This window comes from Lelliottia sp. WB101 (genome assembly GCF_003051885.1).
Classification (GTDB): domain Bacteria; phylum Pseudomonadota; class Gammaproteobacteria; order Enterobacterales; family Enterobacteriaceae; genus Enterobacter; species Enterobacter nimipressuralis.
In genome coordinates, this window is record NZ_CP028520.1 from 2,456,690 (window position 1) to 2,475,106 (window position 18,417).

The 18,417-nt window shown below is 53.7% G+C and carries 15 protein-coding genes and 1 pseudogene; 12 read left to right on the top strand and 4 right to left on the bottom strand.

Annotated elements, in window-relative coordinates:
* The first annotated feature begins 29 nt into the window (after positions 1–29).
* Genes DAI21_RS11850 through DAI21_RS11865 form a run of 4 tightly spaced genes read left to right on the top strand, consistent with a single transcriptional unit; the run spans position 30 to position 3,500 of the window.
* Positions 30–308, top strand: coding sequence for a PTS sugar transporter subunit IIB (locus DAI21_RS11850; RefSeq protein ID WP_100779439.1), 279 nt, complete (start codon positions 30–32; stop codon positions 306–308).
* Positions 309–335: 27 nt separating this feature from the next.
* Complete coding sequence (locus DAI21_RS11855) at positions 336–1,727, top strand: PTS ascorbate transporter subunit IIC (protein ID WP_107703186.1); 1,392 nt, start codon at positions 336–338, stop codon at positions 1,725–1,727.
* Positions 1,724–2,554, top strand: coding sequence for a transketolase (locus DAI21_RS11860; protein WP_107703187.1), 831 nt, complete (start codon positions 1,724–1,726; stop codon positions 2,552–2,554). Before DAI21_RS11855 ends, DAI21_RS11860 begins: the two co-directional genes overlap by 4 nt.
* Entirely contained in the window at positions 2,547–3,500 is a 954-nt protein-coding gene (locus tag DAI21_RS11865) for a transketolase family protein (RefSeq protein ID WP_100779442.1), read from the top strand. Before DAI21_RS11860 ends, DAI21_RS11865 begins: the two co-directional genes overlap by 8 nt.
* 80 nt (positions 3,501–3,580) lie before the next feature.
* Here DAI21_RS11865 and pta read toward each other — a convergent pair whose 3' ends face one another.
* Complete coding sequence (gene pta, locus DAI21_RS11870) at positions 3,581–5,725, bottom strand: phosphate acetyltransferase (protein WP_100779443.1); 2,145 nt, start codon at positions 5,723–5,725, stop codon at positions 3,581–3,583.
* Between the two features lie 76 nt (positions 5,726–5,801).
* On the bottom strand, positions 5,802–7,004 hold the full coding sequence (ackA, locus tag DAI21_RS11875; RefSeq protein ID WP_100779444.1) for an acetate kinase: 1,203 nt from the start codon (positions 7,002–7,004) through the stop codon (positions 5,802–5,804).
* A gap of 337 nt (positions 7,005–7,341) precedes the next feature.
* Here ackA and yfbV point away from each other — a divergent pair, with 337 nt between their 5' ends.
* The 4 genes from yfbV to DAI21_RS11895 all read left to right on the top strand — a co-directional run bounded on the left by yfbV (position 7,342) and on the right by DAI21_RS11895 (position 10,961).
* Positions 7,342–7,797 carry a terminus macrodomain insulation protein YfbV gene (yfbV, locus tag DAI21_RS11880; RefSeq protein ID WP_100779445.1) on the top strand — a complete coding sequence of 152 codons (456 nt, stop codon included), beginning with the start codon at positions 7,342–7,344 and terminating at the stop codon, positions 7,795–7,797.
* Between the two features lie 90 nt (positions 7,798–7,887).
* Positions 7,888–8,382: a YfbU family protein gene (locus DAI21_RS11885; protein WP_095282756.1), complete on the top strand. Its 495-nt coding sequence runs from the start codon at positions 7,888–7,890 to the stop codon at positions 8,380–8,382.
* A 10-nt stretch (positions 8,383–8,392) separates the two neighbouring features.
* The gene (locus tag DAI21_RS11890; protein ID WP_107704244.1) at positions 8,393–9,052 is read left to right on the top strand and encodes a sugar phosphatase; all 660 of its coding nucleotides are present in this window, start codon (positions 8,393–8,395) and stop codon (positions 9,050–9,052) included.
* 76 nt (positions 9,053–9,128) lie between these two features.
* Positions 9,129–10,961: an SLC13 family permease gene (locus DAI21_RS11895; RefSeq protein ID WP_107703188.1), complete on the top strand. Its 1,833-nt coding sequence runs from the start codon at positions 9,129–9,131 to the stop codon at positions 10,959–10,961.
* Positions 10,962–11,033: 72 nt separating this feature from the next.
* Here the strand turns inward: DAI21_RS11895 and yfbR are convergent, their stop codons facing one another.
* Together yfbR and alaA are read right to left on the bottom strand one after the other, a co-directional pair.
* Positions 11,034–11,633 carry a 5'-deoxynucleotidase gene (gene yfbR / locus DAI21_RS11900; RefSeq protein WP_107703189.1) on the bottom strand — a complete coding sequence of 200 codons (600 nt, stop codon included), beginning with the start codon at positions 11,631–11,633 and terminating at the stop codon, positions 11,034–11,036.
* A gap of 94 nt (positions 11,634–11,727) precedes the next feature.
* Positions 11,728–12,942: an alanine transaminase AlaA gene (gene alaA / locus DAI21_RS11905; protein ID WP_100779448.1), complete on the bottom strand. Its 1,215-nt coding sequence runs from the start codon at positions 12,940–12,942 to the stop codon at positions 11,728–11,730.
* 883 nt (positions 12,943–13,825) lie between these two features.
* On the opposite strand from alaA, the pseudogene lrhA reads away from it, so the two are divergent.
* The 4 genes and pseudogenes from lrhA to nuoC all read left to right on the top strand — a co-directional run bounded on the left by lrhA (position 13,826) and on the right by nuoC (position 18,417).
* A pseudogene (gene lrhA, locus DAI21_RS11910) lies at positions 13,826–14,763 on the top strand (transcriptional regulator LrhA).
* 631 nt (positions 14,764–15,394) lie between these two features.
* On the top strand, positions 15,395–15,835 hold the full coding sequence (gene nuoA, locus DAI21_RS11915; RefSeq protein ID WP_102104904.1) for an NADH-quinone oxidoreductase subunit NuoA: 441 nt from the start codon (positions 15,395–15,397) through the stop codon (positions 15,833–15,835).
* A 15-nt stretch (positions 15,836–15,850) separates the two neighbouring features.
* Positions 15,851–16,525, top strand: a complete 675-nt coding sequence (gene nuoB / locus DAI21_RS11920; RefSeq protein WP_003861482.1) for an NADH-quinone oxidoreductase subunit NuoB — start codon at positions 15,851–15,853, stop codon at positions 16,523–16,525.
* 89 nt (positions 16,526–16,614) lie between these two features.
* Positions 16,615–18,417 carry an NADH-quinone oxidoreductase subunit C/D gene (gene nuoC, locus DAI21_RS11925; RefSeq protein WP_100779451.1) on the top strand — a complete coding sequence of 601 codons (1,803 nt, stop codon included), beginning with the start codon at positions 16,615–16,617 and terminating at the stop codon, positions 18,415–18,417.

Consider the following 18,417-nt stretch of genomic DNA (forward strand, 5'->3'; position numbering starts at 1 on the left):
GGCGCACTCTACTCAAAAAAGGCATAACAATGAAAATTATGGCGATTTGCGGCTCCGGCCTGGGCAGTAGTTTCATGGTCGAAATGAATATCAAAAAAGTGCTAAAAAAATTAAATATCCAGGCTGAGGTTGAACACTCCGATCTCTCTTCGGCCACACCGGGTGCTGCCGATGTGTTCGTGATGGCGAAAGATATCGCTGCCAGTGCGAGCGTGCCGGAAAGCCAGCTGGTGGTCATCAACAACATTATTGATATCAATGAACTGGAAGCGCAACTCAGCGCCTGGTTCGCAAAACAATCATCCTGATAACACCCTGTAAACGGTGAGGTGGATATGTTTATACTCGAAACGTTGAATTTCGTTGTTGATATTTTAAAAGTACCCTCAGTGCTGGTGGGATTAATTGCCTTAATTGGACTGGTAGCCCAGAAAAAACCGTTTTCGGATGTGGTGAAAGGCACCATTAAAACTATTCTCGGTTTTATTGTTCTGGGCGGCGGTGCTACGGTGCTGGTCGGCTCCTTAAATCCCTTAGGGGGAATGTTTGAACACGCCTTTAATATTCAGGGCATTATTCCGAATAACGAAGCTATTGTGTCCATTGCGCTGGAGAAATATGGCGCATCTACGGCGCTGATTATGGCCTTCGGGATGGTAGCGAATATTATTGTCGCTCGCTTTACCCGACTGAAGTATATCTTCCTGACCGGGCACCACACGTTTTACATGGCCTGCATGATCGGCGTGATCCTGACGGTCGCCGGGTTTGAGGGTATCGGCCTGGTCTTTACCGGCTCGCTGATTCTCGGTCTGGTCATGGCGTTCTTCCCGGCGCTGGCGCAACGCTACATGAAGCGCATCACCGGTAATGACGATATCGCATTTGGCCACTTCGGTACGCTGGGCTACGTGCTTTCCGGCTGGATCGGCAGCAAATGCGGGAAAGGCTCGCGCTCAACGGAAGAGATGAATCTGCCAAAGAACCTCAGCTTCCTGCGCGACAGCTCAATCTCTATCTCGCTGACCATGATGATCATCTACCTGATTATGGCCGTCAGCGCCGGACGTGAGTATGTCGAAGCGACCTTCAGCGGCGGTCAAAACTACCTGGTTTACGCAATTATCATGGCGATCACCTTCGCGGCAGGGGTGTTCATCATCCTGCAGGGTGTGCGTCTGATTCTGGCGGAGATTGTCCCGGCTTTTACCGGCTTTTCCGAAAAACTGGTCCCGAATGCGCGTCCGGCCCTCGACTGCCCGGTGGTCTATCCCTATGCGCCTAACGCCGTGCTGATTGGTTTCCTGTTCAGCTTCCTTGGCGGTCTGGTCGGTCTGTTCCTGTGTGGGCAGTTTAGCTGGGTGCTGATCCTGCCGGGTGTGGTTCCTCACTTCTTCACCGGTGCCACTGCCGGGGTGTTCGGGAATGCTACGGGCGGGCGTCGCGGTGCGATGATTGGGGCCTTTGCCAACGGCCTGCTGATTACCTTCCTGCCGGTGATGTTGCTGCCGGTGCTGGGGGCGATTGGTTTCGCTAACACCACCTTCTCAGACGCCGATTTTGGCGCAGTGGGCATCGTGCTGGGCAATCTGGCGCGCTATCTGTCTCCGTTCGCCATTACCGGTCTCGTCGTTGCGCTGTTCGCCGCGCTGGTGGCCTACAACGTGTTCGCTAAAAACAACTCTGCGGGCGGTAACGCGCAGGAAAACACCGGAGCTAAATCATGAATGTGAAAGAAGTCACCCGACTGGCGCGTGAGATCCGCCTGGAAACGCTCAAATCCTTAACGCAGCTGGGGTTCGGTCATTACGGCGGCAGTATGTCGGTGGTGGAAACGCTGGCGGTGCTTTACGGCGCGGTGATGAAAATCGACCCGGCCGATCCCGACTGGCCAGAGCGCGATTACTTCGTGCTCTCCAAGGGGCACGCTGGCCCGGCGCTTTACAGCACGCTGGCGATCAAAGGCTATTTCCCGGTGGAAGAACTGAGCACGCTGAACCAGAACGGCACGCGTTTGCCGAGCCACCCGGATCGCCTGAAAACGCGCGGCGTGGATGCCACTACCGGTTCGCTGGGGCAGGGAATTTCAATCGCTGGCGGGATGGCCCTGTCGCATAAGCTGGCGGGGCGTCCTAACCGGGTGTTCAGTATCGTCGGTGACGGCGAACTAAACGAGGGGCAGTGCTGGGAAGCCTTCCAGTTTATCGCCCACCACCAGCTGACCAATCTGACCATTTTTGTCGACTGGAACAAACAGCAGCTCGACGGCGAGCTGGATGAGATCATCTGTGCGTTCGATCTCGAAGGGAAGTTCCGCGCCTTTGGCTTTGACGTGGTGACGGTCAAGGGGGACGACGTGGCCGGACTGCTTGAGGCGGTTTCACTGCCGCCTGCCGCCGGTGCCCGCCCGCTGGTGGTGATCCTCGACAGCATCAAAGGGCAGGGCGTGCCGTATCTGGAGCAGCTAAGCAACTCCCACCACCTGCGACTGACGGATGACGTCAAAGCCGCGCTGAATGAGACGATTCGCCAACTGGAGGCCGCACATGATTAAGGTTGCACCCGCAGGACAAAAAGATGCCATCGAGATGCGTAAAGTCTACGCCGGTTTCGTGGCAAACCAGATTGAAGCCGGAAGTGAGATTATCGCTCTCGAAGCCGATCTGATGAGCTCAATGGCAATGGATGGCGTGGCGCGGGATTACCCGCAGCATGTGATTAACTGCGGCATTATGGAAGCCAACGTCATCGGTACGGCCGCCGGGCTGTCGCTTACCGGGCGCAAACCCTTTGTGCATACGTTTACGGCCTTTGCCAGCCGCCGCTGCTTTGACCAGCTGTTTATGTCGCTGGATTATCAGCGCAATAACGTCAAAGTCATTGCCTCGGATGCCGGTGTCACGGCCTGTCACAACGGCGGCACCCATATGTCGTTTGAGGATATGGGGATCGTGCGCGGCCTGGCGCATTCGGTGGTGCTGGAAGTGACCGATGCGGTGATGTTCGAAGATGTGCTGCGCCAGCTGATCGATCTCGAGGGTTTCTACTGGGTGCGTACGATTCGTAAGCAGGCACCAAGCGTCTATGCGCCGGGTTCGACCTTTACCATTGGCAAAGGGAACGTTTTACGTGAGGGGAGCGATATCACCCTGATTGCAAACGGCATCATGGTGGCAGAAGCGCTGGAAGCGGCCCGTCAGCTCGAGCAGGAGGGGGTCAGCGCGGCGGTGATCGACATGTTTACCCTGAAACCTATCGACCGGATGCTGGTGAAAAACTACGCCGAGAAAACCGGGCGGATTGTGACCTGTGAAAACCACAGTATTCACAACGGGCTGGGGTCTGCGGTGGCGGAAGTGCTGGTGGAAACCTGTCCGGTCCCGATGCGTCGTGTCGGCGTGAAAGAGCGTTATGGTCAGGTGGGAACGCAGGACTTCCTGCAGAAAGAGTATGGCCTGACGGCACACGATATTGTCTCGGCGGCGCGAGAGCTGCTGTAATTAAAAAAGGCGACCAGAGGGTCGCCTTTTTGTTGCCCGGTGGTGCAAACGCTTACCGGGCTTACAGAACGTTCAGAACATTACTGCTGTTGCTGTGAAGACTGAATCGCGGTCAGAGCGATGGTGTAGACGATATCGTCAACCAGCGCGCCACGGGACAGGTCGTTCACCGGCTTGCGCATACCCTGCAGCATCGGCCCGATGGAGATCAGGTCGGCAGAACGCTGTACCGCTTTGTAGGTGGTGTTACCGGTGTTCAGATCCGGGAAGATGAACACGGTCGCGCGACCTGCAACCGGAGAGTTCGGTGCTTTGGATTTCGCAACGTCAGCCATCACGGCGGCGTCGTACTGCAGCGGGCCATCGATCATTAGGTCAGGACGTTTTTCCTGCGCCAGACGCGTCGCTTCACGCACTTTCTCTACGTCGCTACCTGCACCAGAGGTGCCGGTGGAGTAGGAGAGCATCGCAACGCGCGGTTCGATACCGAAGGCAATTGCGGAGTCCGCAGACTGGATAGCAATCTCAGCCAGCTGTTCTGCAGTTGGGTCTGGGTTGATCGCACAGTCACCGTAAACATAAACCTGTTCAGGCAGCAGCATGAAGAACACAGAAGAGACCAGCGAGCTACCTGGTGCAGTTTTGATCAGCTGCAGCGGTGGACGAATGGTGTTCGCGGTGGTGTGAACTGCACCAGAAACCAGACCGTCAACTTCGTCCTGCTCCAGCATCAGGGTACCCAGTACCACGTTGTCTTCCAGCTGTTCGCGCGCAACGGCTTCGGTCATGCCTTTGCTCTTACGCAGCTCAACCAGACGGGCAACATAGCTCTCGCGAACCACTTCTGGATCGACGATTTCGATACCTGAACCCAGCTCAACGCCCTGAGACGCTGCAACGCGGGTGATTTCATCTGGGTTACCCAGCAGCACGCAGGTCGCGATGCCGCGCTCTGCACAGATAGCAGCCGCTTTAACGGTACGCGGTTCGTCGCCTTCTGGCAGAACAACGCGTTTACCGGCTTTACGCGCCAGCTCGGTCAGCTGGTAGCGGAATGCTGGTGGAGACAGACGACGGCTACGCTCGGAGGTCGCGGTCAGAGACTCAACCCAGTCAGCGTTGATGTAGCTTGCCACGTATTCCTGAACTTTCTCGATACGCTCATGGTCATCAACCGGGACTTCAAGGTTGAAGCTCTGCAGGCTCAGAGAGGTCTGCCAGGTGTTGGTGTTTACCATGAATACTGGCAGGCCGGTGGCGAACGCACGTTCGCACAGCTTGCTTACGCGAGGGTCCATTTCGTATGCGCCGGTCAGCAGGATCGCACCGATCTCAACGCCGTTCATCGCAGCCAAACAGGCGGCAACCAGCACGTCAGGACGGTCAGCGGAGGTCACCAGCAGGGAACCTGCACGGAAATGTTCCAGCATGTGCGGAATGCTGCGCGCACAGAAGGTCACAGATTTCACGCGGCGGGTATTGATGTCGCCTTCGTTAACCACGGTCGCATTCAGGTGACGCGCCATGTCGATCGCACGGGTAGCGATCAGATCGAAGCTCCACGGCACCGCGCCCAGCACTGGCAGCGGGCTGCTTGCGCTCAGCTGAGCAGGGTCCACTTTCACGATCTTCGCTTTGGAAGAGTCGTCGAAAATTTCAGACAGGTCAGGGCGAGTACGGCCTTGTTCATCAACCGGTGCGTTCAGTTTGTTAACGATAACGCCGGTGATGTTGCTGTTTTTCGCGCCGCCGAAGCTGCTGCGAGTCAGCTCAATGCGCTCGTTCAGCTGTTCCGGGGTATCGGTACCCTGGGACATCACGAACACGATTTCAGCGTTCAAGGTTTTGGCGATTTCGTAGTTCAGAGACTGAGCAAACTGATGTTTGCGCGTCGGAACCAGACCTTCAACCAGAACCACTTCCGCGTCCTTCGCGTTCGCGTGGTAGTTAGCGATGATCTCTTCCATCAGCACATCGGACTGATTGCTGGAGAGCAGAGACTCAACGTGGCTCATTTTCAGCGGTTCAGCCGCTGGCAGACCGGAATTCGCACGCACGATGGCGGTGGTCTGGTCTGGCGCATCGCCACCGGCACGAGGCTGGGCGATAGGCTTAAAGACGCTCAGGCGAACGCCTTTGCGTTCCATAGCACGGATAACGCCAAGGCTGACGCTGGTCAGGCCGACGCTGGTTCCGGTAGGGATCAGCATAATAGTACGGGACACGGTTTATCCTCTTTTGGTTACCGCCGCAGTGGGCGGGGTACAAAACAGCACCGCCAGCATTGCTGGCGGTGTGGAATCAGGCAGTCAGACGGTTCGCGTCTTGCGCGATGACCAGCTCTTCGTTGGTTGGGATAACCAGAGCCGGGCGGGTGCCTTCTTTGTTGATGAAGCCAGACTTGCCGAAACGGGCAGCCAGGTTACGTTCGTGATCAACATCGAAGCCCAGAACGCCCAGTTTGCCCAGGGACAGTTCACGAACCATTGCCGCGTTCTCACCGATACCACCGGTGAAGATAACCGCATCCAGACGACCATCCATCAGTGCAGTGTAAGAACCGATGTATTTCGCCAGACGGTGGCAGTAAACGTCCATTGCACGTTTAGCGTCAGCTTTGGTGGTGTAGTTGTCTTCAACGTAACGGCAGTCGCTGGTGACTTCTGTCAGACCCAGCAGGCCAGACTCTTTGGTCAGCATTTTGTTGATTGCATCAACGCTCATGCCCAGGGTGTCGTGCAGATGGAAGATGATCGCCGGGTCGATGTCACCGGAACGTGTACCCATCACCAGACCTTCCAGCGGGGTCAGACCCATAGAAGTATCAACACACTCGCCGTTGCGGATAGCAGAAACAGAACCACCGTTGCCCAGGTGGCAAGTGATGATGTTCAGCTCTTCAACAGGTTTGTTCAGAATCTTGGCCGCTTCCTGAGTAACATAGAAGTGGCTGGTGCCGTGTGCGCCGTAACGACGAACGCCGTGCTCTTTGTACAGGCTGTACGGCAGGGCATAGAGGTAAGACTCTTCTGGCATGGTCTGATGGAACGCGGTGTCGAAGACAGCGACGTTTTTGTCTTTCAGATTCGGGAAGGATTTCAGCGCTTCCGCGATGCCGATCAGGTGTGCAGGGTTGTGCAGCGGTGCAAAAGAGGCTGCGTCTTTGATACCCTGAATAACGGAATCGTCGATCACTACAGAGCCGGTGTACTTCTCGCCGCCGTGAACTACACGGTGGCCGATCGCAGTCAGCTGAGCAGACAGTTCTGGTTTTTGTGCCAGAATAGTGTTAACGATAAAGTTCAGCGCTTCACTGTGAGCGGCGCCTGCACCTAAAGCCGCTTCTTGTTTGCTGCCGTCCATTTTCCATTTCAGACGTGCTTCAGGAAGATGGAAACATTCGGCCAAACCAGAGAGGTACTCTTCACCGTTGAGCGCATCGATGATGGCGAATTTCAGTGAGGAGCTACCGCAGTTCAGAACCAGTACTAACTTACTCGACATGGAAGTACCTATTATTGATACGTGGCTAAAAAAACGTCAGTGAGTCTCGTAGCGTAGCGCAAGATGACCCAGACATTTATGATTAACATCATGCCAAACGAACTTTCTGGCATGATGAAAGAAATCCATATGATTTTATGCCATTTTGAACGATTTTCAGACAATGGCATAATATGCGATAATTTGACGAGTTAACGATTCTCGTCTAAGGCCCAATCAGGCTGGCACAGAATACCCGATACTGGGTAGCGATGACAAAATATTTTGAACGTTGTCATGGCTTGTTGTGGATTTGCACGAAAATTTTAATTTTTATATGTGAAGTTGAGGTACAGCCATGTCGACACCTGAGAACCCCTCCGTGAGCTTCTTGAGTCTGTTTCGTCGGGGCCAGCATTACGCAAAGACGTGGCCCCTGGAGAAGCGCCTTGCGCCAGTGTTTGTAGATAACCGCGTTATCCGCATCACCCGCTATGCGATCCGTTTTATGCCGCCGATTGCCGTCTTTACCTTGTGCTGGCAAATCGCGCTGGGTGGTCAGCTTGGCCCAGCAGTGGCAACCGCGCTGTTTGCGCTCAGTCTCCCGATGCAGGGATTGTGGTGGTTGGGTAAACGTTCTGTCACGCCGCTGCCACCTACTATTTTACACTGGTTTTATGAAGTGCGCGGGAAACTTCAGGAAGCAGGTCAGGCGCTGGCCCCGGTTGAAGGCAAACCGGATTATCAGGCGCTGGCGGATACGCTCAAGCGGGCTTTCAAGCAACTTGATAAAACATTCCTTGATGACTTGTGATTGATCATCGAAACGGTCACGAAAAGAAGGCACAGTAACCACCAGTTACCGTGTCTTTTTTTTAGTGCAACGCGCAACAGGAGTCGAAAGATGGAAATGACCAACGCTCAACGTCTGATTTTGTCCAATCAGTACAAGATGATGACTATGCTTGATCCCGACAACGCGGAGCGCTATCGCCGCCTGCAGACTATCGTTGAACGTGGCTTCGGCTTGCAGATGCGCGAGCTGGACCGCGAGTTTGGCGAACTGAAGGAAGAGACGTGCCGCACCGTCATCGACATTATGGAGATGTACCACGCGCTGCATGTTTCCTGGACCAATCTGAAAGATGCTCAAACCATTGATGAGCGTCGCGTGACGTTCCTCGGTTTTGACGTGGCGACCGAATCGCGTTACCTGAGCTATGTTCGCTTCATGGTCAACACCGAAGGGCGTTACACCCATTTTGATGCCGGAACCCATGGCTTTAATTCCCAGACGCCGATGTGGGAAAAATATCAGCGTATGTTAAGCGCGTGGCACGCTTGCCCGCGTCAGTACCATTTAAGCAGTAACGAAATTCAGCAAATTATCAATGCCTGAGGGGGTAAGTGTGCAGTGTAAAGGTTTTCTGTTTGATCTGGACGGTACGCTGGTGGATTCGCTGCCGGTAGTCGAGCGCTCGTGGTGCCATTGGGCCGACAGGCATGGCATTGACCATCAGGACGTATTGAATTTCATCCATGGCAAACAGGCCATTACCTCTTTACGTCACTTCTTGCCCGGACGAACCGAAGAAGAGATTCAGGCGGAGTTCAGGTATCTGGAGCAGATCGAAGCAACAGATGTCGAAGGGATTGTCGCCCTGCCGGGCGCGCTTGAGCTGCTCAATCATCTTGAAGAGGCGCAGATCCCCTGGGCTATCGTGACCTCAGGTTCGATTCCCGTCGCCCACGCCCGCCATAAGGCTGCCGGTCTGCCGACGCCTGAAGTGTTCGTCACCGCCGAACGCGTGAAGCGCGGGAAACCGGAACCGGACGCCTTCTTATTAGGCGCGGAATTGCTGGGCATCCATCCGGCCGAGTGCGTCGTGGTGGAAGATGCCGCCGCCGGTGTACTGGCTGGGCTGAATGCCGGCAGCCATGTGGTTGCCGTGAATGTGCCCGCCGGTTCGCCCCGGCTCGACGAGGTCGACTTTGTGCTCACGTCGCTTGCCGCGCTGTCCGTTCACAAGGGCGCAGACGGAAATGTTACCGTCTCCTTAAAAATGTAATCCCATGATTTGGCCCCACATTGTTGGGGCCTTTTTATGGCAAAATTCCACTCCCTTTCCCTGACAAGGACATGTTGTGAACGGTGAACTGATTTGGGTGCTCAGCCTGCTTGCTATCGCCATCATTCTCTTTGCAACCGGCAAAGTGCGCATGGACGCCGTCGCTTTACTGGTTATCGTCGCGTTTGTTCTGAGCGGCACCTTAACGCTCCCGGAAGCCTTCTCGGGTTTTAGCGATCCCAACGTTATTTTGATTGCCGCGCTGTTTATCATTGGTGACGGGCTGGTGCGCACCGGCGTCGCCACGGTGATGGGGGCCTGGCTGGTGAAAGTGGCGGGCAGCAGCGAAACCAAAATGCTCATCTACCTGATGCTGACGGTCGCCGGGCTGGGTGCCTTTATGAGCTCCACCGGCGTCGTTGCGATCTTTATTCCGGTGGTGTTAAGCGTCTCGATGCGCATGCAGACCTCACCGTCGCGACTGATGATGCCGCTGAGTTTTGCCGGGCTGATTAGCGGCATGATGACTCTGGTCGCCACGCCGCCGAACCTGGTGGTTAACAGTGAACTGCTGCGCGAAGGCTATGCCGGGTTCAGTTTCTTCAGCGTGACGCCGATTGGGCTGGTGGTGCTGGTGCTCGGGGTGATTTATATGCTCCTGACCCGCTTTGCCCTGAAGGGCGATAACCAGCATAAACACCGCGATGGATGGCGCAGACGCACCTTTCGCGATCTGATCAAAGAGTATCGTCTTACCGGACGCGCGCGTCGTCTGGCGATTCGCCCCGGCTCGCCGCTAATTGGTCAGCGTCTTGACGATCTCAAGCTGCGCGAGCGCTACGGCGCGAATATCATCGGGGTCGAGCGCTGGCGCCGGTTCCGTCGCGTGATTGTAAATGTGAACGGGGTGTCTGAGTTTCGTGCCCGCGATGTTCTGCTGATTGATATGTCGACGGCGGAGGTCGATCTGCGTGAGTTCTGCACCGAACAACTGCTGGAGCCCATGGTGCTTCGCGGTGAGTATTTCTCCGACCAGGCGCTGGACGTGGGGATGGCGGAAGTCTCTCTTATCCCCGAATCGGAATTGCTGGGTAAAACCGTCCGAGAGATAGGGTTTCGTACCCGCTATGGGCTGAACGTGGTTGGCCTGAAACGCGACGGGGTGGCGATGGAAGGGGCGGTCGTGGATGAGCCGCTGCAGCTGGGCGATATCTTCCTGGTGGTCGGCAACTGGAAACTGATCAGCCAGCTTGGGCAAAAAGGGCGTGATTTTGTGGTGCTCAATATGCCCATCGAAGAGAGCGACGCGTCACCGGCCCACAGCCAGGCGCCGCATGCCATTTTCTGTCTGGTGCTGATGGTCGCACTGATGCTCACGGACGAAATTCCGAATCCGATCGCGGCCATTATTGCCTGTCTGCTGATGGGGAAATTCCGCTGCATCGACGCGGAAAGTGCCTATAAAGCCATTCACTGGCCGAGCATTATTCTGATCGTCGGTATGATGCCGTTTGCGCTGGCGCTGCAAAAAACGGGTGGCGTGGATCTGGTGGTGAAAGGGCTGATGGACGTCGGCGGGGGATACGGCCCGTACATGATGCTGATTTGTCTGTTTGTCATGTGCGCCACCATCGGGCTGTTTATCTCCAATACCGCGACGGCGGTGCTGATGGCGCCGATTGCGCTGGCGATGGCTAAATCGATGGGGGTGTCGCCGTATCCGTTTGCGATGATGGTCGCAATGGCCGCGTCGGCGGCGTTTATGACGCCCGTTTCGTCACCGGTGAATACCCTGGTGCTGGGGCCGGGGAACTATAAATTCAGCGATTTCGTGAAGCTCGGCGTGCCGTTCACTATCCTGGTAATGCTGGTGTGCGTGGTGTTGATTCCGGTGCTGTTCCCGTTCTGACCACTTTACGCCGGGCGGCGTCTTCGCCTGACCCGGCTCCATTTGCGTATCAGCTGTATACCCGGCAAAGGCTTACAGCGGCGAATCCTGACTGATTTCATCCAGCGACAGATGGAAGCTCGGCACGAACACCTCCATGAAATAATCCATCTCTTCGCTGCGACGCGATTCGAGGGTTTTTTCCAGCCGCGTTTTCGCCAGTAAAAACTCATTATTGCCGGCGGAGAGTTCTTCCAGACACTTGAGATAGGCGCACAGGGCATCCGCCTGTTTCACCAGCAATCTTTCCTCTTCCGTGCACTGGTGTTCGTCGATCAGCGGCGCAAAAATATCCCGCAGTTCTTCCGGCACCATATCCACCAGTTTTTGCTGGGCGATCTTCTCGATGGCCTTATATTCCTGCGCTATCTGCGAGTTGAAATATTTAACCGGTGTCGGTAAATCCCCGGTCAGAACTTCAGAGGCGTCGTGGTACATCGCCAGCAGCGCGATGCGCTCAGGATTCATCTGCCCGTTGAATTTACGGTTTTTGATAGCGGCCAGCGCGTGCGCGACCATGGCGACCTGCAAACTGTGTTCAGACACGTTCTCTGTGCGCACGTTGCGCATCAGCGGCCAGCGGTTGATTAACTTCAGGCGGGAGAGATGGGCAAAAAAATGACTCTGACTCATAGATAACCTTTTGTCTTGCACTGCGACAGATTTCATTGTGCGGCGAGGGGAGGCAAGATGCAAATCAGGCTGCCCGCGGCAGCCTGATGGAGGTTTACTGATGATAACCGGAGAGGAAGCGTCCGAACCGGCTGATCGCCATTTCGAGGTCGTCCTCGCGCGGCAGGGTGACGATACGAACGTGGTCCGGCCACGGCCAGTTAAACGCGGTTCCCTGCACCAGCAGCACTTTTTCCTGCAACAGGAAGTCGAGCACCATTTTCTGGTCGTCGTGAATATTGAAACGTTTAATATCGATTTTCGGGAACATATACAGCGCGCCGTTCGGCTTCACACAGGAGACGCCAGGAATATCGTTAATCAACTCCCATGCGCGGTTACGCTGCTCATACAGACGCCCGCCGGGTACGATAAATTCGCTGATGCTCTGATAACCGCCGAGCGCTGTCTGAATGGCGTGTTGCGCCGGAACGTTAGCACACAGGCGCATCGAGGCGAGCATTTCCAGCCCTTCGATATAGCCTTTGGCGTGTTTTTTCGGGCCGTTCAGCACCATCCAGCCCTGACGGAAACCGGCAACGCGGTAGGTTTTCGACAGGCCATTAAAGGTGACGGTCAGCAGATCCGGAGCCAGCGTAGCAATAGAGTGGTGTTGCGCCGCGTCGTAGAGGATCTTGTCGTAAATCTCATCGGCAAAGATGATCAGGTTGTGCTGACGGGCGATCTCAACGATCTCCATCAACAGCTCTTTGGAATAGACGGCACCCGTTGGGTTGTTCGGGTTGATAATCACAATACCGCGCGTGCGCGGGGTGATTTTGGCGCGGATATCGTCGAGATCCGGGAACCAGTCGGACGATTCATCGCACAAATAGTGCACCGCTTTGCCGCTGGAAAGGGAAACGGCCGCTGTCCACAGCGGATAGTCCGGCGCAGGCACCAGCATTTCATCGCCGCTGTTAAGCAAAGCCTGCATCGCCTGGACGATCAGTTCAGAAACGCCGTTACCAATATAGATATCTTCAACGGTGACATCGCGCATCCCACGGGCCTGATAGTGCTGCATGATGGCCTTACGGGCGGAGTAGAGTCCTTTAGAATCACAGTAGCCTTGCGCCGTCGGCAGGTTACGGATCACATCAACGAGGATTTCATCCGGCGCGTCAAAGCCAAAGGGCGCGGGGTTACCAATGTTGAGTTTCAGGACTTTGTTGCCTTCCTCTTCAAGGCGCTTAGCCTCTTTAAGAACCGGACCGCGGATGTCGTAACAGACGTTATCTAATTTGCTGGATTTTTCGATAGGGGACATGAATCGTTGACCTTTTAGCTGTTATTGCCACTCCCTGCCGTGGAAGTCAGCACGGAACAATGTACTCCCACCGCGCTGCGTTTTGAAGGGTGTACAGAAGAAGATTTTGCCGGGATGCGAAAATAAGAGGTAATCTTTTTAACTATCAGAAAGGGGATTTGGTCGTGTAAAGCGTTGCGTTGAGAGGTGTGTGCAGTTTATTATCTCGCACCAGGTGGTTTTTAATGTATTTTACCCTGCCAAAAACCGCTGTACGATAGAGAAACGATGAGATCGCAATGATTTCTCCCGGTGACCTTTCGTAAAACCGGAATGCTTCTTAATATCTTTGGTGAATGATGGATTCTGCCAGAGGTTGCGCGTGTGAAAATATTGTTAAGCAATATTAATGGATAAACCTAATCTACATTAATGTTTATTTATTAATGATGCCTAAATCTTAACTTTCGTTAATTTTAATAAAATTAGTTTAGCCGTTAATCAACATGGATTAATCAGTAATGGTGTAATAATACTTATAAATAAAGTGGATTTGGGTTAAGATGTTGTCTCAGGAAAAGAGAGGAATGTTTACATTACTGTGTATTTTGCCTCGATTTTTCTGAATTAGTTGATTGTTATTGTTAGAATTATCTCTACTATACTGGATAGGCAACACCTTTACTGCTGTGCCCGTGTTGCGAGTAAAAGAGTGATGATGAGTAAGTTCTTTAATGGAATTTACTGAAATCAGCAAAATCTAAAAATATCCTGAACATTTAAGAGAATAAAAATATCGTCATGGAACGTTGTTTCTGACTTCTGCTATACACCAGCCAATAACTATCTGTCAGGTAGTCTGCCGGTCGGCAGCTCCGCACGAGCAACTTGTAAGTGAATAGATATGATAAATGCAAATCGTCCGATACTAAATCTCGATCTCGATCTGCTGAGAACGTTTGTTGCGGTCGCTGATCTCAACACCTTTGCAGCCGCTGCTGCCGCTGTCTGCCGTACGCAATCGGCGGTCAGCCAACAGATGCAGCGACTGGAGCAACTGGTGGGCAAAGAGCTCTTTGCACGCCACGGTCGTAATAAACTGTTAACTGAGCACGGGATCCAGTTACTGGGTTACGCCAGGAAGATTTTACGCTTCAACGATGAAGCATGTATGTCATTAATGTTTAGCAATCTTCAGGGCGTTTTAACGTTAGGCGCTTCTGATGAATCTGCTGATACGATATTGCCGTTTTTACTTAATCGGATCAGTTCGGTTTATCCGAAGCTTGCGCTGGATGTCAGCGTAAAACGAAATGCCTTCATGATTGATATGCTTAAAGACCATGAAGTTGATCTGGTTGTTACCACGCACTGTCCTGGACAATTTGATTGTCTGACATTGCGAACGTCGCCAACGCACTGGTATTGCGCGGCAGAATATGTGCTGCAAAAAGGCGAGCCTATTCCGCTGGTATTGCTGGACGATCCTAGTCCGTTCCGCGATATGGTGTTGTCCGCTCTGAATGAAGCGAATATTCCGTGGCGTTTAGCGTACGTGGCTTCCACATTACCTGCAGTGCGTGCTGCCGTTAAAGCCGGCCTTGGTGTGACCGCTCGCCCTGTTGAGATGATGAGCCCGGATTTACGCGTCTTAGGTAAATCTAATGGTTTACCTGCGCTGCCGGACACGGAATATCTGCTTTGCCATAACTCATCCAGCAACAACGAGCTGGCAAAAATCGTGTTTGAAGCGATGGTGAACTACCACAACCCATGGCAATTCGAGAATGTTACTCCCGAAGGGGGGGCGATTCCCTGGTGGTTGAAGGGGATTTTGAGTGATCCCGATCCGATAATTGTCGTAACAATTTGTAAGTGTAAAAAAGAACCACTCGTGCGGTATTTCCGCGGAGTGGTTTTTTTTTGACAACAATAGCGCCATACTCTTTGAGGTTATTGTAAATAAGTCTTAATTATCATCGCGATGTATGGTTCTGCTCGATTTTTGAACGTAATGCGTTTTGTTATCTTCTCTGCGGCACTGATGTTAAAAAACCAGCAAAAATGTTGCCGTTTTTTTGATTGGATTAACAAAAGCGTGTCTCAGATCAAGAAAATACTCCCATTTGGGGGGAGGAATCAGCAGCAAATCCTGTCAAAATAGGAGGGTAATATTTCTTTTACTTCAAAACGGACACGATTCAACAGCATGCAGTTGACGTAAAGTCATCGACCCACCAGGGTTAAAGGGCATGAAATGTTAATGAGAATCGATCTATGTGATTTAATGTGAAGAAACCTTTGTTAAAGTTGACAAAAGGTTATAGAAAGGAGTAAAAAACCACATCATTTTGCTGTCTATGTCTCATTTCTGACAGTCGGTGTAAGGTTATTTGTTCCTCCCCATGAATCGATGTGATGTCCATCTGCCAGCAAGAGCAGAGCTGTAGATATCACTTTTGATGAGTAAGCAATGAGTATGTCAACATCCACAGAAGTCGTCGCTCATCACTGGGCATTCGCAATCTTTCTTATTGTTGCCATTGGCCTGTGCTGCCTGATGTTAATCGGCGGCTGGTTCCTGGGCGGTCGCGCCCGCGCAAGGCACAAAAACACCCCATTTGAATCGGGTATCGATTCGGTAGGTACTGCTCGCTTACGCCTGTCCGCCAAGTTCTATCTGGTGGCCATGTTCTTCGTCATTTTCGACGTTGAAGCGCTCTACCTGTTCGCATGGTCAACGTCAATCCGCGAAAGTGGATGGACTGGCTTTGTCGAAGCCGCAATTTTCATTTTAGTGCTACTGGCCGGTCTGGTGTACCTGGTGCGCATCGGCGCGCTGGACTGGACACCTGTGCGTTCACGCCGTGAACTGGTTAATCCGGAAAACAGTAACTCTAATCGTCAGCAGTAACAGCGAGGCAATAAGATGGATTATACGCTCACCCGCATAGATCCTAACGGTGAGAATGACCGTTACCCCCTGCAAAAACAGGAGATCGTAACCGACCCCCTGGAGCAAGAAGTCAACAAAAGCGTGTACATGGGCAAGCTCGAACATGCCATGCACGATATGGTCAACTGGGGTCGTAAGAACTCTATCTGGCCATACAACTTTGGTCTTTCTTGCTGCTACGTTGAAATGGTGACGTCATTCACTGCGGTGCATGACGTTGCGCGTTTTGGTGCCGAGGTACTGCGTGCTTCCCCTCGTCAGGCTGACCTGATGGTGGTGGCCGGAACCTGCTTCACCAAAATGGCGCCAGTCATTCAGCGTCTTTATGACCAGATGCTCGAGCCGAAGTGGGTTATCTCCATGGGTGCCTGTGCAAACTCAGGTGGTATGTACGACATTTATTCCGTTGTGCAAGGCGTCGATAAGTTTATCCCGGTGGATGTTTACATCCCTGGCTGCCCGCCGCGTCCGGAAGCTTACATGCAGGCGCTGATGCTGCTGCAGGAGTCGATAGGTAAAGAACGCCGTCCGCTTTCCTGGGTCGTGGGCGACCAGGGCGTGTACCGCGCCAATATGCAGTCTGAGCGCGAGCGTAAACGCGGAGAACGTATTGCAGTCACCAATCTGCGTACGCCTGACGAAATTTAATTTGCGCCTGTGGGCCTGGGGCAAACCTTCGCATATCACTATACAAATAGCGCGAAGCCAGGCTTAACAGTCACCACGGACCATTTGCAATGGTGAACAATATGACCGACTTAACCGCGCAAGATGCCGCATGGCAAACCCGGGATCATCTCGATGACCCGGTCATTGGCGAACTGCGCAACCGTTTTGGGCCGGATGCCTTTACTGTTCAGGCCACCCGCACCGGGGTACCCGTTGTTTGGGTGAAGCGTGAACAATTGCTGGAAGCAGTTGATTTCTTAAAGAAATTACCTAAACCTTACGTCATGCTGTTTGACTTACACGGCATGGATGAGCGTCTTCGCACCCACCGTCACGGTTTACCCGCGGCGGATTTTTCCGTTTTCTACCACCTGATCTCAATAGACCGCAATCGGGATATCATGCTCAAGGTGGCATTGTCTGAAAACGACATGCATCTGCCGACGCTCACCAAACTTTTCCCTAACGCCAACTGGTATGAGCGTGAAACCTGGGAAATGTTCGGCATGACGTTCGATGGCCACCCGCACCTGACGCGCATCATGATGCCGCAGACCTGGACCGGCCACCCGCTGCGTAAAGACTATCCGGCGCGCGCCACCGAATTCGACCCGTTTGAGCTGACCAAAGCCAAACAGGATCTGGAGATGGAAGCGCTGACTTTCAAGCCGGAAGACTGGGGCATGAAGCGCGGTACCGACAACGAGGACTTCATGTTCCTCAACCTCGGTCCAAACCACCCGTCTGCGCACGGTGCGTTCCGTATTATTCTTCAGCTCGACGGCGAAGAGATTGTCGACTGCGTGCCTGATGTCGGTTACCACCACCGTGGTGCTGAGAAGATGGGCGAGCGTCAGTCCTGGCACAGCTACATTCCGTACACCGACCGTATCGAATACCTCGGCGGCTGCGTGAACGAAATGCCTTACGTGCTGGCCGTTGAGAAACTGGCAGGTATCACCGTGCCGGATCGCGTTAACGTTATCCGCGTGATGCTGTCAGAACTGTTCCGTATCAACAGTCACCTGCTCTACATCTCCACGTTCATTCAGGACGTCGGGGCGATGACGCCGGTGTTCTTCGCGTTTACCGACCGTCAGAAAATCTACGATCTGGTTGAAGCGATTACTGGTTTCCGTATGCACCCGGCCTGGTTCCGTATCGGCGGCGTGGCACACGATCTGCCGCGCGGATGGGATCGTCTGCTGCGCGAATTCCTCGACTGGATGCCGAAGCGTCTGGCCTCTTACGAGAAAGCCGCGCTGCGTAACACCATCCTGATTGGCCGTTCCAAAGGCGTGGCCGCTTACGGCGCGAAAGAAGCGCTGGAGTGGGGCACCACCGGTGCTGGCCTGCGTGCGACGGGTATTGATTTCGACGTGCGTAAAGCCCGTCCATACTCTGGCTACGAAAACTTCGACTTCGAAGTCCCGGTTGGCGGCGGTGTATCCGACTGCTACACCCGCGTGATGCTGAAAGTAGAAGAGCTGCGCCAGAGTCTGCGCATCCTTGAGCAGTGCCTCAACAACATGCCGGAAGGCCCGTTCAAAGCGGATCACCCGCTGACAACGCCGCCACCGAAAGAGCGCACGCTGCAACATATCGAAACCCTGATCACTCACTTCCTGCAGGTTTCCTGGGGCCCGGTCATGCCGGCCAACGAATCCTTCCAGATGATTGAAGCGACCAAGGGTATTAACAGTTACTACCTGACCAGTGACGGCAGCACCATGAGCTACCGTACGCGTATCCGTACGCCGAGCTATGCGCACCTGCAGCAGATCCCGTCCGCCATTCGCGGCAGTCTGGTCTCCGACCTGATTGTGTATCTGGGTAGTATCGATTTTGTTATGTCAGATGTGGACCGCTAA

Bases quoted from the DNA above. Each gene is read 5' to 3' on its own strand.
- yfbR (WP_107703189.1), bottom strand. From the start codon at position 11,633: ATGAGTCAGAGTCATTTTTTTGCCCATCTCTCCCGCCTGAAGTTAATC.
- DAI21_RS11865 (WP_100779442.1), top strand. From the start codon at position 2,547: ATGATTAAGGTTGCACCCGCAGGACAAAAAGATGCCATCGAGATGCGT.
- ackA (WP_100779444.1), bottom strand. From the start codon at position 7,004: ATGTCGAGTAAGTTAGTACTGGTTCTGAACTGCGGTAGCTCCTCACTG.
- DAI21_RS11860 (WP_107703187.1), top strand. From the start codon at position 1,724: ATGAATGTGAAAGAAGTCACCCGACTGGCGCGTGAGATCCGCCTGGAA.
- yfbV (WP_100779445.1), top strand. From the start codon at position 7,342: ATGTCGACACCTGAGAACCCCTCCGTGAGCTTCTTGAGTCTGTTTCGT.
- nuoB (WP_003861482.1), top strand. From the start codon at position 15,851: ATGGATTATACGCTCACCCGCATAGATCCTAACGGTGAGAATGACCGT.
- alaA (WP_100779448.1), bottom strand. From the start codon at position 12,942: ATGTCCCCTATCGAAAAATCCAGCAAATTAGATAACGTCTGTTACGAC.
- DAI21_RS11850 (WP_100779439.1), top strand. From the start codon at position 30: ATGAAAATTATGGCGATTTGCGGCTCCGGCCTGGGCAGTAGTTTCATG.
- DAI21_RS11855 (WP_107703186.1), top strand. From the start codon at position 336: ATGTTTATACTCGAAACGTTGAATTTCGTTGTTGATATTTTAAAAGTA.
- nuoA (WP_102104904.1), top strand. From the start codon at position 15,395: ATGAGTATGTCAACATCCACAGAAGTCGTCGCTCATCACTGGGCATTC.
- DAI21_RS11885 (WP_095282756.1), top strand. From the start codon at position 7,888: ATGGAAATGACCAACGCTCAACGTCTGATTTTGTCCAATCAGTACAAG.
- nuoC (WP_100779451.1), top strand. From the start codon at position 16,615: ATGGTGAACAATATGACCGACTTAACCGCGCAAGATGCCGCATGGCAA.